Source organism: Namhaeicola litoreus (assembly GCF_042679565.1).
Lineage (GTDB): Bacteria > Bacteroidota > Bacteroidia > Flavobacteriales > Flavobacteriaceae > Namhaeicola > Namhaeicola litoreus.
The window spans coordinates 1,262,437-1,278,306 of sequence record NZ_JBHTMY010000003.1 but is presented as its reverse complement, the minus strand read 5'-3'; the positions used below and the strand labels follow the sequence as shown (position 1 = coordinate 1,278,306).

Annotated in this window: 17 protein-coding genes; 13 read left to right on the top strand and 4 right to left on the bottom strand. The window is 33.7% G+C overall.

The genetic code is table 11. The features are described 5' to 3' along the window. Positions 1–9 precede the first annotated feature (9 nt). Together ACFQ39_RS12920 and ACFQ39_RS12915 are read left to right on the top strand one after the other, a co-directional pair. The gene (locus ACFQ39_RS12920; RefSeq protein ID WP_377179579.1) at positions 10–1,008 is read left to right on the top strand and encodes an isoaspartyl peptidase/L-asparaginase family protein; all 999 of its coding nucleotides are present in this window, start codon (positions 10–12) and stop codon (positions 1,006–1,008) included. Continuing rightward, positions 1,005–1,694, top strand: coding sequence for a copper homeostasis protein CutC (locus ACFQ39_RS12915; protein ID WP_377179577.1), 690 nt, complete (start codon positions 1,005–1,007; stop codon positions 1,692–1,694). The genes ACFQ39_RS12920 and ACFQ39_RS12915 overlap by 4 nt, the downstream gene beginning before the upstream one ends. On the opposite strand, the gene ACFQ39_RS12910 is transcribed toward ACFQ39_RS12915, so the two are convergent. The 4 genes from ACFQ39_RS12910 to ACFQ39_RS12895 all read right to left on the bottom strand — a co-directional run bounded on the left by ACFQ39_RS12910 (position 1,695) and on the right by ACFQ39_RS12895 (position 5,818). Further along, entirely contained in the window at positions 1,695–3,524 is a 1,830-nt protein-coding gene (locus ACFQ39_RS12910) for a cation:proton antiporter (RefSeq protein ID WP_377179575.1), read from the bottom strand. A gap of 76 nt (positions 3,525–3,600) precedes the next feature. Continuing rightward, on the bottom strand, positions 3,601–4,101 hold the full coding sequence (locus tag ACFQ39_RS12905; protein WP_377179573.1) for a PH domain-containing protein: 501 nt from the start codon (positions 4,099–4,101) through the stop codon (positions 3,601–3,603). Next, positions 4,101–5,018, bottom strand: a complete 918-nt coding sequence (locus tag ACFQ39_RS12900; RefSeq protein WP_377179571.1) for a bifunctional metallophosphatase/5'-nucleotidase — start codon at positions 5,016–5,018, stop codon at positions 4,101–4,103. Before ACFQ39_RS12900 ends, ACFQ39_RS12905 begins: the two co-directional genes overlap by 1 nt. Beyond that, positions 5,018–5,818: a 5'-nucleotidase C-terminal domain-containing protein gene (locus tag ACFQ39_RS12895; RefSeq protein ID WP_377179569.1), complete on the bottom strand. Its 801-nt coding sequence runs from the start codon at positions 5,816–5,818 to the stop codon at positions 5,018–5,020. The genes ACFQ39_RS12900 and ACFQ39_RS12895 overlap by 1 nt, the downstream gene beginning before the upstream one ends. On the opposite strand from ACFQ39_RS12895, the gene ACFQ39_RS12890 reads away from it, so the two are divergent. From ACFQ39_RS12890 to ACFQ39_RS12840, 11 genes are all read left to right on the top strand, one after another. Next, positions 5,817–6,317, top strand: a complete 501-nt coding sequence (locus ACFQ39_RS12890; protein ID WP_377179567.1) for a DUF6913 domain-containing protein — start codon at positions 5,817–5,819, stop codon at positions 6,315–6,317. The genes ACFQ39_RS12895 and ACFQ39_RS12890 overlap by 2 nt on opposite strands. Positions 6,318–6,328: 11 nt before the next feature. Further along, positions 6,329–7,207 (top strand): 4-hydroxy-tetrahydrodipicolinate synthase, encoded by an 879-nt coding sequence (dapA, locus tag ACFQ39_RS12885; RefSeq protein WP_377179565.1) that lies wholly within the window; start codon positions 6,329–6,331, stop codon positions 7,205–7,207. 6 nt (positions 7,208–7,213) lie between these two features. Beyond that, the gene (locus tag ACFQ39_RS12880) at positions 7,214–7,723 is read left to right on the top strand and encodes a ferritin (protein ID WP_377179563.1); all 510 of its coding nucleotides are present in this window, start codon (positions 7,214–7,216) and stop codon (positions 7,721–7,723) included. Positions 7,724–7,819: 96 nt separating this feature from the next. Then, entirely contained in the window at positions 7,820–8,656 is an 837-nt protein-coding gene (locus ACFQ39_RS12875) for an outer membrane protein assembly factor BamD (RefSeq protein WP_377179561.1), read from the top strand. Between the two features lie 42 nt (positions 8,657–8,698). Next, the gene (locus ACFQ39_RS12870; protein ID WP_377179559.1) at positions 8,699–9,028 is read left to right on the top strand and encodes a DNA-directed RNA polymerase subunit omega; all 330 of its coding nucleotides are present in this window, start codon (positions 8,699–8,701) and stop codon (positions 9,026–9,028) included. Between the two features lie 10 nt (positions 9,029–9,038). Next, entirely contained in the window at positions 9,039–10,247 is a 1,209-nt protein-coding gene (gene coaBC, locus ACFQ39_RS12865; RefSeq protein WP_377179557.1) for a bifunctional phosphopantothenoylcysteine decarboxylase/phosphopantothenate--cysteine ligase CoaBC, read from the top strand. After that, complete coding sequence (porD, locus tag ACFQ39_RS12860) at positions 10,240–11,130, top strand: type IX secretion system protein PorD (RefSeq protein ID WP_377179555.1); 891 nt, start codon at positions 10,240–10,242, stop codon at positions 11,128–11,130. Before coaBC ends, porD begins: the two co-directional genes overlap by 8 nt. Before the next feature lie 74 nt (positions 11,131–11,204). Then, positions 11,205–12,860, top strand: a complete 1,656-nt coding sequence (gene recN / locus ACFQ39_RS12855) for a DNA repair protein RecN (protein ID WP_377179553.1) — start codon at positions 11,205–11,207, stop codon at positions 12,858–12,860. Positions 12,861–12,931: 71 nt separating this feature from the next. Continuing rightward, entirely contained in the window at positions 12,932–13,741 is an 810-nt protein-coding gene (locus ACFQ39_RS12850; protein WP_377179551.1) for an enoyl-ACP reductase FabI, read from the top strand. 35 nt (positions 13,742–13,776) lie between these two features. Further along, the gene (locus ACFQ39_RS12845; RefSeq protein ID WP_377179549.1) at positions 13,777–14,784 is read left to right on the top strand and encodes a glycosyltransferase; all 1,008 of its coding nucleotides are present in this window, start codon (positions 13,777–13,779) and stop codon (positions 14,782–14,784) included. Beyond that, positions 14,781–15,869 (top strand): AMP-binding protein, encoded by a 1,089-nt coding sequence (locus tag ACFQ39_RS12840; RefSeq protein WP_377179547.1) that lies wholly within the window; start codon positions 14,781–14,783, stop codon positions 15,867–15,869. The genes ACFQ39_RS12845 and ACFQ39_RS12840 overlap by 4 nt, the downstream gene beginning before the upstream one ends. Position 15,870: the final 1 nt, after the last annotated feature.

The following is a 15,870-nucleotide window of genomic DNA, read 5'->3' as shown; positions in this document are numbered from 1 at the left end:
AGAAATTTCGTGAAATCAAGAAGAGACTTTATTCGTATTGCTGCAATCAGTTCTGCTACAGCATTTGTTGGAAAAATTTTGGCAAATCCTACAGAAAACCTCAAATTCCCAAAAACAAATTTTAATGCACCCGGACCTATGGTTGTTTCTACATGGGAACATGGGATAGAGGCAAATCGGGCAGCTTGGAAAATTTTGTCAAATGGCGGCATGGCGATTGATGCAGTTGAAAAGGGTGTTAAAGTAACGGAGTCTGATCCATTAATTACAAGTGTTGGTCTCGGTGGATTACCGGATAGAGATGGGAAAGTCACACTAGATGCCTGTATCATGGACCATCAAAGCAATTGTGGTGCAGTTGCATTTTTAGAAAATATAGAGAACCCTATTTCTGTGGCTAGAAAAGTAATGGAAAATACCCCTCATGTGATGTTGGTGGGAAAAGGAGCCCAAGATTTTGCGCTTGAAAGTGGTTTTAAAAAGGTGAATCTTCTAACAGAAAACGCTAAGAAAGAATGGGAAGCTTGGAAAATGAGTTCTAAATATAAATCAGTCATAAATATTGAAAACCACGATACAATTGGAATGTTGGCCATCGATGGAAATGGAAACCTAGCAGGAGCTTGTACAACCAGCGGTATGGCATATAAAATGCACGGAAGAGTTGGTGATTCGCCAATTATTGGCGCAGGATTGTTTGTTGATAATGAAATTGGAGCTGCCTGTGCAACAGGAATGGGTGAAGCCGTTATCAGAATAGCTGGGAGTTCTATAGTAGTTGAGCTAATGCGCCAGGGGCATTCTCCCCAGAAGGCGTGTGAAGAGGCCGTTAAAAGAATCATTCAAAAGCATAAAAATTTAGAAAATCTGCAGGTGGGATTTTTGGCAATCAATAAAAGTGGTGAAGTTGGTGCCTTTAGTGTATATGAGGGCTTTAATTATGCTGTAACCTCTCGCGATATTGATATTTTGAAAAATGCCAAATATGTAAAAAAATTGGTAGAATGATATTCGAGGTTTGTACAGAAAACCTGTTAGGGGCTGAGCTAGCGGCAAAATTTAAGGCGAAAAGAATAGAACTTTGTTCAGGAATATCACTTGGCGGTCTTACACCGAGTATAGGTTGTATCAAACAATGTGTCGAATTTGGAAAAGTTGAAGTTCATGTTTTAATTAGGCCTAGAGCGGGTGGTTTTTTTTATTCAAAAGAAGAAGTGGAGATCATACAAACGGATATCATTACTGCAGCGAATATTGGAGCTCAAGGAGTAGTGTTTGGTGTTTTAGATGAAAACAATGAAGTTTCTTTTTTAAACAAGACTTTATTGGAATTAGCAAAAACACATAATTTACAAGTTACATTTCACCGGGCATTTGATGTAGTATCCAACATGAAAATAGCGATCGAAAAAATTATTGAAATGGGATTTGATAGAGTTCTCACTTCTGGTTTAAAGGAAAATGTCTTTTTAGGTTTGGAGAATTTGGCCTATTTGGTCGAGCATTATGGATGTCAAATCGAAATAATGGCTGGAGGAGGTGTAAATCATGTAAATGCAAAAAAAATTGCTTCCGTCGGAATTAAAAATTTACATTTTACTTCGCATAAAGAGTTAGAATATAATTTTCCTGGCTTCGGACCGACGTATATCCCAAATGAAAATAAAATTAGTAAGATTACATCCTTATTCTAGTTATTCTGATGTAATTTTTCTTCCCAAATACATCAGCCTATTTCCTGCTTCAACTTTCATTTCTTCAGGTTTTGCTCCTAGAATATGAATTTCACCAAGGTTATCTCTCAAAAACAATGGAATGGTATCTTTTTGATTGTTCGCCGCTTTAATTAATTTTTTAAATTCTGCTTTTTTACTTATTTCTACTTCACTGTAATTTGGAAAATCGCGTACCACTTCACTCAAATTGATAAAATCATTGTCGTAAGAAAAAATAGTGCTTGGATCTATACTGTCTATGTTTTGCATTTCTTTGGCGCTCAGTAATTTAAATGCGCCTTCTTCTCCAAAATATGGACTGAATTTTGCCATAGCAAAATTGTTAATGGTGGTACTTCCTGTTAAGGCAAGGAGATAACCAATATCGTTAAGTTCGATATCTTCTAACAGATCATCTGCGAAAATATCACATTCTATGGCTTCTAAATGCATATCCTTTGCCACTTGAATATGCTTTGGGTTAGAGTCTATTAAAACAACTCTTCTGTCGTTTTGAATCAAATATGAAGCGATTAATCTTGCAGGTTCTGAGGCACCTACGATTAAAATACCTTCTGACTTTGTCAATAAAACACCCGTAACTTTGGCCACCATTCTTGCGGTTGTGGCATTGAGTAGCACTGTTCCTAACACGACCATAAAAACAAGCGGAGTAATGTAGTTCGCATCATCATATCCTTGCATTGTTAATTTGATACCGAAAAGGGATGCAATACCGGCGGCTACAATTCCTCTTGGTCCAACCCAACTGATAAAGATTTTTTCGTTCTTTTGAAGTGTACTATTGGTTGAGCTTAAAAAGACTCCTAAAGGCCTAATAATCAATACTACTATAGAAAAAAGGATCAATGTTTTCCAATTGAAGATCAACTCGAGATCTGATATATCTATATTTGCCGAAAGTAAAATAAAAAGTATCGATATTAACAAGATACTAATCGTCTCTTTAAAATAAAATATGTCTTTTAAGGCATCAAGTTTCATGTTTCCGAGCACCATTCCCATAATTACTACGCTCAACAAGCCACTTTCATGGGCAAATAAATCAGATAAAACAAATACGCCTAAAACCAGCGCTAGAACAACTGCATTTAAGAGGTAGTGGGGAATTAATTTATTTTTTAAGGCAAGTGTAAAAGCATATGCCGACGTAAATCCTACAGAAAAACCGGTAACAATAATTTTTATAAATTCTATAAGTGCCTCTTTTGTATAGCTACTTCCCATTTGACTGCCAACGGTAATAAACTCAAAGACCAATACCGCGATTAAAGCTCCAATAGGATCAATTAGTATTCCTTCCCATTTCAATATGGTGGAAATATCTTTCTTAATAGGTAAGTTTCTTAAAATAGGTGCAATTACTGTTGGTCCGGTAACAACAATCAGACTTGAAAATAAAAATGAGATAGACCAGTTTAAACCAATGACATAGTGCGCAGCAATTCCAGCTGTTATTAAAGTAACAAAAGTTCCAAGCGTAATGAGTCTATAAATTACACTACCAACGTTTTTTAACTCTTCTTTTTTTAGGGTGAGCCCACCTTCAAATAAAATTAAACTGATGGCTAAAGAAACAAAGTTGAATAAACGCTCACCCGGGAATAATCCATGTGTACCATCCCAAACGGGTTCTATCCATTTGTTGCCATCTTCTGAAAGGTAGGTTGAAAACGGACCTACTAAAAGACCAATTAAAATAAGAGGTAAGATTGCAGGAATTTCTAATTTCCAGGCCGCCCATTGCGCTAAAATTCCTAAAATAATTATACCTGATAGTTCTAACATAGAATTTAATTAGGCTGGGAAGATAGTATTTTTTTGAGCTTTTTACTTTTCTTGAGAGAGGAAAAAATCTATTTAATTATATTTTTGCTTGAAGTTTTTCAATAAGATTTTGGTCATCAGGACTAATCATATATTTTTGGCCACTTTTTAATTCAATCAAAATTCGATTTTTGCGCTGTGTGACGTACCAATTCATCGTTCCGTATTTACGATTATAAAACTTGCCAAAATAGCCAAATAATCCTCCAACCCCAAAAGTTCGAATCGTGCCATATAGATCTGAATTTGACGGTAGATTGACTGAATTGATTTCTTTGAAATTTAAATGAATAGGTTTGAAGGCTCTATTTATGGTAAGAGCATCATCTGTTAAAGAATAACTTTTTGGATGCCATAAATAGCTGGTTAGGATTATGGCCAGTAAGATCAAAAATATAATCAATTGCCCTCTGATATCTGTGCCATTGTTTTGCATTTGAACAATGATTCGATAGAATAACCAAATGGTAAAGCCAATCATAAGTGCACTTAATATTTTACTACTGAGATCTAAAGATGCTTTGAATTCTGTTTTCATCAGTTCAAAATAATTTGCGTTCCATTTGCCGAAATATTCTTAAAGCTATCTAAATAAAAATCAATTCTTCCTACATTAATACCCCATTTTCCTACTTGATTTACAAGTACATTTTTATCATCTAAATTTTTTACCAAGGTAGGTTTTGGTAAAAATGTATGCGTATGACCCCCAATAATTAAGTCGATGTTTTTTGTTTGCTTGGCTAAATTTAAATCTGAAATTTTATCAGGATTTGATTTGTAATAATAGCCGAGATGGGAAAGGCAAATAATGATGTCGCAATGTTCCCTATTTTTTAGTATCTCCACCATTTCTTGACTAATTTCTATCGGATTCAAATACTCTGTTTCTTTGTAAAGGCTTGGCGTTACTAATCCGTTAAGCTCAATGCCTAATCCGAATACACCAATTTTCACCCCATCCAAAGTGTAAATTTGAAAGGGTTTGGTTTTCCCATCTAAGACTGTATTTTTAAAATTGTAATTACTTATCACAAAATCAAAAGTAGCATTTGGAAGTTGTTTATCTAACCCTTCAATTCCATTGTCAAAATCATGATTTCCTAGGGTAGAGGCATTATACCCCAGTTTACTCATTAACTTAAACTCTACTTCTCCACCAAAAAAATTAAAAAAAGGTGTACCTTGAAAAATATCACCGGCATCAAATAGCAATGTATTTTTATTTTCGTTCCTTACTTTTTCGATCAAACTCGCTCTTCTCGCAATTCCACCTAAATCAGCATATTCTTGATGATCTTTCGCAAAGGGTAAAATATGACTGTGCACATCATTGGTATGCAAAATGGTGATTTGCTTTCCTTTTGTCTCAATACAACTTTCTAGTGCCAAAGCACCAAAGGCAGTAAATGCTCCCGTTGCTGCTGTTTTTCTAATAAAATCTCTACGAAGCATTAGTTTATCATTTTAATTCGGTCATCAATAGCTCCTTTAATGGTATCTTTTAATTTTATTTCACTGATTATCACATCTCTTATTTTTGCATCGAGTGAATATAATTTAATAGGATCTTTAAAAAAGATCATATTATCGCCACCTTTTTGGAGGTAATCATTGGTTAAAACCAGGTAGTTTTCAGTTTTGGAAAACTTTTTACCATCAATTAATATTTCGGAAAGTTTCTCTCCTTCAAATGTTAAATTTACGCCACTTATTGGGTGTGCCTTTTTATTCTTTTCAAAATAATCAAATAGAGATTGTACTTGTTCACCTGACATTTCGGCAATAACAAGCATATTTTCAAAAGGCATTAATTCAAAAATATCTTCTACTTTAATTGGTCCTTTATAAACAGACTGTCTTAGACCACCATAATTGAAGAGTGCAAAATCAATTTTGCGACCTGTTTGTTCTTTGAATTTAGGTAGTGCAAAATTCAAACAGATATCAGCATAAGCATTACCTAAAGTGCTTTGTAGATTAACCTCCTCGTTTGATAAGATTTGATCATTGTAACCTATTATTTCACTAACTTTTTCTGTTAGTTTTTCATGGTAGGGTTTAACAAAGTCGCTAATTGAAGAATCAGAATTGATGTTATCATTGATTTCAACCGTTTCACTTTTAATTGTTTTTACTTGAATTTGCTCCTTTTTGCAGCTTATGAAAATAGCTATAAAGCCCAATAAAATGAGTAGTTGGTAATCTATTTTATTTATTTTTGTAGGCATAAAATCAAGTGGTTTATTGCTCATGAAGAGTTTGTTTCATAAAATTATTAAAAAGGATTTACATAGAGAAAGATCTGGTATTTTTCTAGAAACAAAGATTGAGAAAATATCTGTACTTATGGATGAGCATCAATTTGACAGCAAAGACATTTTAGAAGATTTACAAAAGAAAATCGGAGTAAAATTGAAAAGTGATTATATTTTGGTTTATTCTCAACAAAAAAAACCCGAAACCTCTGATGCTTGCAGATTTTTTACGAAAAGTGATTTTGGAATTTTCGGTAAAATTAAAAACCTCGGTTTAGTCGATTTTTTGTCCAATGATTTTGACATACTTATAAATTATTGCAGTCCGGATAGTGATGAAGCTAGAACTATTTTATTAAAAACGAAAGCAAAATTGGTTGCTGGTTTTGACGACAATCAAGCCCTTCAAGATTTTAGCTTTAAATTAGATCGATCTAATTTGATCGAATTCAATACAGAACTAGCTCGTTATTTAAAAAAATTTGAATTGATATAACCTTTTTAAAAATGAAAGAATTGTTTGGTACTGGTGTTGCTTTAGTAACCCCATTTGATAAAAATTTGGAAATAGACTTTGGTGCTTTAACTCAAATTATAGAGTATCAAATCAAAAACGGGATTGACTATCTCGTTCTTCTCGGAACTACGGCAGAAACGCCTACATTAACAAAGCAAGAACAAGATCAAATAATTACTCATGTAGTAAAAGTCAACAACGGAAGGCTACCCTTAGTTCTTGGGCTTGGCGGTAATAATACACAAAGTTTGGTCAATCAATTGAACGAATTAGATTTAAGGCCCTTTTCAGCTATTTTATCTGTTTCTCCATATTATAACAGGCCAACACAAGAAGGAATATATCAACATTATAAGCATTTGGCATTGGCAAGTCCACTACCCATTATAATGTATAACATACCCTATAGAACAGGCACAAATATGGAACCAGAAACGGTTTTCAGATTAGCCAAAGATTTTGACAATATCATAGGCATAAAAGAAGCTGCTGGTAATTTTGATCAGATATTATTGTTGTTAAATGGAAAGCCTGATGATTTCATGATTATATCTGGAGAAGATTCTTTGGCTTTATCGCTGGTTACGGCAGGCGGTGCAGGAGTTATTTCAGTTCTCGCCCAAGGTATTCCAGGCGAATATTCTGAAATGATTAAATTAGGGTTAAATTACAAAACAAAAGAAGCATTTGACTTATTAAAAGGTTTATTACCAGCTGTTCAGCTTATTTTTAAAGAAGGTAATCCTGTGGGAATTAAGTCAATGCTACACCATTTAAGACTTTGTCAACCTTATGTAAGACTTCCTTTGGTAAAGGTGTCTTCGGAATTACAAACAAAAATTAGTAATTTTGTAGAAAATCATAATTAGATAAAAATGTTAAAAGAAAAAATAGAATCGGCGTTGAACGAACAAGTTTTAATCGAGGCAGAATCCTCTCAAATTTATTTGGCCATGGCCTCTTGGGCAGAAGTTTTAGGTTTCGAGGGTGTGGCTTCGTTCATGTATGCTCATAGTGATGAAGAAAGGATGCACATGCTAAAATTAGTTAAATTCATCAATGAACGCGGTGGACATGCCAAAGTTCCTGCATTAAATGCACCTCCTATTAAATTTGGTTCTTTTAAAGAAATGTTCCAAAACTTATTTGATCATGAAGTAAAAGTATCACAATCAATCAATGATTTGGTGGATATAACTCTAACCGAAAAAGATTATGCAACCCACAATTTTTTACAGTGGTATGTAAGTGAGCAAATTGAAGAAGAAGCATTGGCGCGCCATATTTTAGACAAGATTAATTTGATTGGTGATGATAAAGGTGGTTTATACCTATTTGATAATGATATTAAATTATTGACTAACCAGGCTCCTCCAGTAGCATAATTTATTCATTTACAGATTGTTTTAGCCTAATTCGAAGATGTTATTAGCTTCGAAAATAATTTTTATATTTCCGTTTTAATGTTTTACTTTTGCGCCATGCAGAAAATGTATAAATCTTGGTATGTTTTGGTGTTGAGTATTACACTCATGTCGTGTAGTGAATACCATAAAGTACTTAATAAAGGGGATAATGCGGACAAGTACAAGATGGCTGAAGAAATGTACGACGCCGGTGAGTATAAAAAATCCATACCTCTTTTTGAAAAATTAGTAGGTCCATATGGTGGAAAACCTCAGTTAGAGAGAATCCAGTATATGTTGGCAGATGCGTATTACCAGACAGGAAATTACGAGTTGTCTTCTTATTATTTTGGTAAATTTATTGCTAATTATCCAGGTAGTTCAAAAATAGAAGAGGCGGCATACTTAAGTGCGCATAGCTATTATCTAGCTGCTCCTAAATATAGTAGAGATCAAACAGATACCAACAAGGCCTTAGAAGCCTTTCAAACGTATATCACCAATTATCCTGAGTCTGAAAGAGTTGCAGATGCTAACAAGTATTATCAAGAATTGAATGCAAGATTAGAAAAAAAAGATTTTGAAATTGCACATCAATACTATCATACAGAGCATTACAATGCTGCCATGACAGCTTTTGACATTTTTAATGAAGAGCATTTAGGTTCTTCATATAAAGAAGAGGCTATGTATTTTAGATTCAAGGCCGCACATGACTTGGCCGTTAAAAGTGTTTTGAGTAAAAAATCTGAACGATTACAAGAAGCTAAAAATTCTTACGACAAATTCATTAAAAATTTCCCGGAATCAGAAAGATTGAAAGAAATGAATGGATTGATGGAAGAAGTTCAAAGAGCTGAAGCAGAATTAAATGAGCAAATTAGAGCCATAGAATCACAAAGCAATAGTTAAATTGATTGAAATTATTTTTCATATATAAATGTTTTATTTCAAATGAGAGATTATAAAAAAACAAATGCCCCTGAAAGTACGGTTACTTTTGATAGAGAAAAAGTTCAGGGAGGAACAGAAAATATTTATGAAGCAATTGCTGTAATAGCAAGAAGAGCTGACCAAATCAATGCAGAAATTAAACAAGAACTAATTGAAAAATTAGACGAGTTTGCAACGCATAATGATAGTTTAGAAGAGGTTTTCGAAAATAAAGAACAAATAGAAGTGTCTAGATTTTACGAAAGATTGCCAAAACCTTCTTCTATTGCTATCAAAGAATGGTTAGACGGAGATATTTATTACAGAAACCCCAATAAGGAGGAAATATAAATTCTACTTTATGTCTGTTTTGCAAGGAAAAAATGTCCTTCTTGGAATTACTGCCGGAATAGCAGCCTACAAAACAGCATTTTTAGTAAGAGGTTTTATTAAAGCAGGAGCCAACGTGCAAGTTGTGATGACTCCAGCATCTAAAGAATTTGTAACTCCCTTAACCTTATCCACACTTTCTAAAAACCCGGTTTATTCTACTTTTTATTCTGATGAAGGAGAGAAGGAATGGAATAACCACGTCGATTTGGCCCTCTGGGCTGATTTGTTATTAATTGCTCCTGCTACTGCAAACACCCTATCTAAAATGGTGAAAGGAACCTGCGACAATTTGTTGTTGGCGGTTTATCTCTCAGCAAAATCACCCGTGTACTTTGCGCCGGCGATGGATTTAGATATGTATCGCCATCCTTCTACCAAAGAAAACATTGAGAGGCTTCAACAAATTGGACATGTATTTATTCCTCCCACAGAAGGAGAATTGGCAAGTGGATTGGTAGGTGAAGGGAGAATGCCGGAACCTGACGATATCATTCAATTTATAGAAGAAGATATATTATTGCAGTTACCTTTAAGAAATAAAAAGGTTTTAATTACGGCGGGTCCTACATATGAAGCGATAGATCCGGTTAGGTTTATTGGAAATTATTCTTCGGGTAAAATGGGTTTTGCTTTGGCTGAAGAGGCAGCTTCATTGGGCGCAGAAGTGATTTTAATTTCCGGTCCTACTTCACTTTCTACGAAGAATAATAGGATTACTATAGTGGACGTCCGCAGCGCAGAAGAGATGTACGAAGCAGTGCATCAAGTTTATAATCAAGTGCATGTTGGAATTTTTGCTGCTGCTGTTTCTGATTATAAACCTGCAAAGGTATCTGATATAAAAATTAAGAAAAAGCATGCAAATTTACAGCTCAACCTTGTTCCAACACAGGATATTTTGGCCTCAGCAGGTAAATTAAAAGAAAATCAGTTTTTGGTTGGTTTCGCCTTAGAAACTAACAATGAAATAGAAAATGCAAAAATAAAATTGAGAAATAAGAATTTGGATATGATTGTTCTCAATTCATTACAAGACAAAGGTGCGGGTTTTAGAAAAAACACCAATAAAATTACGATTATTGATAAAAATGAACGAATTTTATCCTTTGAACTCAAAGAAAAATCTGAGGTTGCCAAAGATATTTTTGATGAAATTATGAAGCAAATTCATGCGTAAATCACTCTTTTTTTTTATTTTTTTTTCGTCTTTCTTGCTCAAAGCACAGGAACTTAATTGTGTTGTAACCATTAACGATGCTGAAATCGGTATTTCAAACCGACAGATTTTTACGACCTTAAAAAATGCTGTTTATGAGTTTATGAATAATACCAAATGGACGAATATCAATTTTCAAAATCAAGAAAAAATAGATTGTTCTCTAGCCATTAATATTTTGGATTATCCTGAACCTGGGCTTTTTAAAGGTACTTTGCAGTTGCAAGTCTCTAGACCCGTTTTTAATTCAAATTACAAGACGCCTATCTTGAGCTTTAACGATAGCGATATTTCGTTTAATTACCAAGAATACGAACCATTGTTATATAACCCAAATAGTTATACGTCTAATTTGGTCTCGATCTTAACTTTTTATGTTTATACTATTCTCGGTTTTCATGCAGACACTTTTGCTTTTCAGGGAGGTGAAAGTTATTTTAGAGAAGCGCAGAATGTAGTAAACCAGGCCCAACAAGGTGGGGGCAAAGGTTGGAATCAGGCGGATGGAAATTTTACTAGATTCGTATTGAACGATAATTTGCTTTCTCCTGTTTTTATCAATTTTAGAAAGGCGATGTATGAATACCATTTGCTTGGTCTGGACAGTATGGCTGAACAACCGGCCGAGTCCAAGGAAGTGATAGCGAATGCCGTAATTTCTTTAGAACAGATATATAATGATCGACCCAATACATTTCTCATAAGAGTGTTTATGGATACCAAAAGTGATGAAATAGTAGATATTTTTTCTGATGGGAATCGAGTCGATACAAATAAATTACGGGAAGTCTTGTTAAAAATATTTCCATCTTTCGAACCAAAATGGAAGCAAATTAAAATATAACTTCATTGGACGGAGTTTTTTTTATTAATTTGAAACACGAATTAATCATTAATCATTTTAAGTAAAAGTATCTGATGCTAAGTAGTTTAACAGTTAAAAACTATGCTTTAATTCAATCTTTGAATGTCGATATTTTTTCTGGCATGAGTGTAATTACTGGTGAAACTGGAGCAGGAAAGTCAATTCTTTTAGGAGCTTTAGGATTGGTGTTGGGAAAAAGAGCAGACTTAAGTGTTGTTTATGACAAAAATCAAAAATGTGTTGTAGAGGCTTGTTTTAATGTGAAGGATTATGATTTAATAGAATTTTTTGAAAAGCACGACTTAGATTTTGAAGAAATTACTACCATTAGAAGAGAAATTCTGCCAAGTGGTAAATCCAGGGCATTTGTTAATGATACGCCTACGAACTTATCTGTTTTGACTGAATTAAGTCAAAAACTTATAGATATTCACTCTCAACACGAAACACTTCAGTTGGCTGATCAGCAATTTCAATTTGAAATTATAGATGCAATAGGAGTGAACAAGTTTCTTTTAAATCAATATCAGGAAATTTATAAAGAGCGAAGAATTTTAAAAAAGGAGCTCAGATCGCTCGAAGAACAAATTGAAAAGGAAAGAGAAAACCAGGCTTACAATCAATTTATACTAGACGAACTTCAAGCAGCAAATTTAAAGGTTGGTGAGATTGAAATGTTAGAAGATGTTCTGCATAAATTATCTCATGCAGAGGAGATCCAGAATAATTTGGTCAGCGCTGTCGATTTGGCAGATGATGAGCAAATTGGATTAAATTCTAATCTCATTTTATTTAAATCGTTTGTTGATAAAATCGCTAAATACGATAGAAATTTTCAAATAATATTTGAGCGATTGCAAAGTAATATCATCGATTTTCAAGATATTGTTGATGAATTGAGAAATGAAATGGATAGGGTAGAAGCAGACCCTGATCAATTACAAAGAACCAATGATAGATTACAGTTATTATATGATTTACTCAAAAAACACCGGGCTTCAGATATAGAAGAATTGTTGATAATTGAAAAGGATTTTGAAAGAAAAGTAAATTTAACTGAGCAAGCCACTGATCTGATCAAGATAAAGGAAAATAAAATCAAACAAGTTGAGGAAGAATTAACCATTCTTGCTTCTCAAATTTCGGATAATCGAAAAGAAGCTGCTGATTTATTCACTAAAAGATTGCACGAAAAGCTATCTTTTTTAGAAATGAAAAACACTAGATTGAACATTGTTTTTTCAAAAGCAACTATTCTATTGTCCAATGGATTTGATGAAATGAATTTTTATATTTCAAGTGATGCAGGTAAAACCTTTGACTTGGTGAAGAAAATTGCCAGTGGTGGAGAAATGTCGCGCATTATGTTGGCAGTAAAGAATATTTTGTCACAATTATCCCAACTTCCAACCATTATTTTCGATGAAATCGATACAGGAGTTTCTGGTGAAGTATCTAAGAAGGTAGCATATGTAATGAAAGAAATGGGTCGATATATGCAGGTGCTTGCCATAACCCATTTACCTCAGATAGCGGCCAATGGATCGCACCATTATAAGGTCTTTAAAGATGTTTCTGAAGGCAGTGTTACATCTAATATAAAAGAATTACGTGAAGAAGAGAGAATCAAAGAATTGGCAGAAATGTTGGGTGGTAAAGAGCTCACTGCATCCGCATTGGCTCATGCCAAAGAGCTATTAAGTGTCTAGGACTCTTTCATAAAAAAAATGCTAAATTTGTTTTAAGAACAATTTATAGAAATAAATCTAACTTATTATATATGTACAATTTACTCAAAGGTAAAAAAGGTATCATTTTCGGTGCTCTCGACAACAATTCTATCGCTTGGAAAGTTGCTGAAAGGGCTCATGAAGAAGGTGCTAGTTTTGTATTGACCAATGCCCCAATCGCGATGAGAATGGGAGAAATAAACGAACTAGCAGCTAAGACCAACTCACAAGTTATTCCGGCCGATGCAACTTCAATGGAGGACCTGGAAAATTTGGTGGAAAAATCTATGGAAATATTAGGAGGTAAAATCGACTTTGTGTTGCACTCCATTGGTATGTCTGTTAATGTGCGAAAAGGTAAGCATTATACAGATCCTTCCTATGATTTCACTACAAAGGGTTGGGATGTTTCTGCGGTATCATTTCATAAAGTAATGAATGTGTTATACCACAAAAAAGCGATGAATGAATGGGGTTCTATCGTGGCACTGTCTTACATGGCCGCGCAACGTGTTTTTCCGGATTATAATGATATGGCTGATAATAAGGCGTATCTCGAATCTATTGCAAGAAGTTTTGGATATTTCTTTGGGAGGGATTTTAAAGTACGGGTAAATACTATTTCGCAATCTCCTACCAAAACGACAGCTGGGTCTGGTGTAAAAGGTTTTAGCGGATTTTTGGCCTATGCTGAAAAAATGTCTCCACTAGGAAATGCAACAGCTTTAGAATGTGCCGATTATACAATTTCTTTATTTTCAGATCTGACAAAAAAAGTCACTTTGCAAAATCTATTTCATGACGGCGGATTCTCAAATATGGGAATTAGTGATGTGATTATGGATAAATTTAACGAATAAATAAGGGCTTCTTTAGAAGCCTTTTTATTTTCTACATGTCTAGAGATTTACATTTTTCTTTGATTATTCCTGTTTACAATCGAAAAGATGAATTACAGGAATTGCTTCATACTGTTGTAAATCAAAATTTTAATGGTCAATTTGAAGTGATTGTTATTGATGATGGTTCTGCAGATCCTTCGAAGGAGGTAGCGATTTATTTTTCTGATAAGTTGAATTTGCATTATTATTTTAAAGAAAATAGTGGTCCGGGTGACAGCAGGAATTTCGGTATGAAAATGGCCAAAGGAAACTATTTTATTGTTCTTGATTCTGATTGTTTGTTGCCAGAAAATTATCTTTCTACCGTAAGTAAAGTTTTAGAAAAAAATTATACAGATGCTTTTGGCGCACCAGATACTGCACACCCAAGTTTTTCAAGAATACAAAAAGCTATAAATTTCTCGATGACTTCCTTTATTACTACAGGTGGATTGAGAAATGAAGAGTCGAAAAATAGAAAATTTCAGCTGAGAAGTTTTAATATGGGAATTTCAAAAACTGTTTTTGAAAAAACTGGTGGTTTTGCGAATCAATATATCGGAGAAGATATAGAACTTACCATGCGAATATGGAATATGGGTTTTACCACACAATTTATTCCGGATGCATTTGTCTATCACAAAAGAAGAACAAATTTTAGGCAGTTTTATAAACAGACTAACAATTTTGGTGCGGCAAGACCCATTTTAAATGAACTTTATCCAAATTCAAAAAAAATAACATATTGGTTTCCAAGTTTTTTTGTGATTTTTTTTATCATTTCCATGGTTTTGTTTTTTTTCGGAATTGGGCTTCCTTTAAAAATTATTTTAGGCTATTTAATTTTGGTTTTGATCGACTCGACTTTTGAAAATAGAAGCTTGTTGACTGGATTATTGTCAATTGTTTCAACATTGATTCAGTTTTTCGGCTACGGAATAGGTTTTTTACGCACGATGTTTAGAAAGAAAATTTTGAGTCAAAATAACATGACCGCTTTTCCAAAAATGTTTTCCAAGTGATTCAGATCCTTCACAAAGATTTTAGGTTAAATGGACAGAAGTTTAACTCTGTGGAGGAGCTTTTAACATGTGTTGAGAGGTTACCTAATGAAGTTCAAGATTTTCTAATTGATTGGTTTTCTAATTCGAAATCAATAGTAGTAAAAACTTCAGGCTCTACAGGTTCACCTAAATTGATTTCAGTAAAGAAAAAGCACATGATTTCTTCGGCAAAGGCTACTGGTCAATTTTTTAATCTACATAGTCAAACCAGTGTACTTCATTGTTTACCTACTCAATTTGTTGCCGGGAAAATGATGTGGGTCCGAGCATTTGTATTAGGTTGGCATATTGATCTTATCGAGCCTAGTGGAAGTCCTTTAGAAAACATCCATAAAATATATGATTTTACTGCTATGACTGCCTTGCAAGCGGCTAATTCTTTAAAAAAAATAGAGCATATTAATAAACTATTAATCGGCGGAGGAAGTGTTTCGGATAGTTTACGGGTTGATTTCAATAAAGTAAAAACACTTGTTTTTTTGAGTTATGGTATGACGGAAACGGTAAGTCATGTAGCCATAGAACCCATAAATCAAGCTGCAGTCAACTTTTTTAAAGACAACAATTATCACTTTAAAAAAGATGAATTCACTTTGCTGCCTGATGTATTTATATCAACAGATGATCGTAGTTGTTTAGTGATTGACGCAAAAAAAATAACAGATAAAAGTTTGGTAACCAACGATATTGTACAAATTACTTCAATTAATACTTTTAAGTGGTTGGGGAGAATTGATCATGTGATTAATTCGGGAGGGATAAAATTAATTCCAGAAAGTATTGAACTTAAATTGAGCAAATTCATTCATCAACCTTATTTTATTTCTTCATTGCCTGATGATAAATTAGGGGATCGGTTAATTCTTTTTGTGGAAGGAAAAGTCAATTTTGACTCTATGGATTTAACGTCAGTTCTAGGAAAAACAGAATTACCAAAAGAGATTATTTCAATTCCACATTTTACATATACACCAACTGGAAAAATAAATAGACAAATCACCAAAGCTGAATATATGGAGCAAAAAAAATCCTCACCAATGTGAG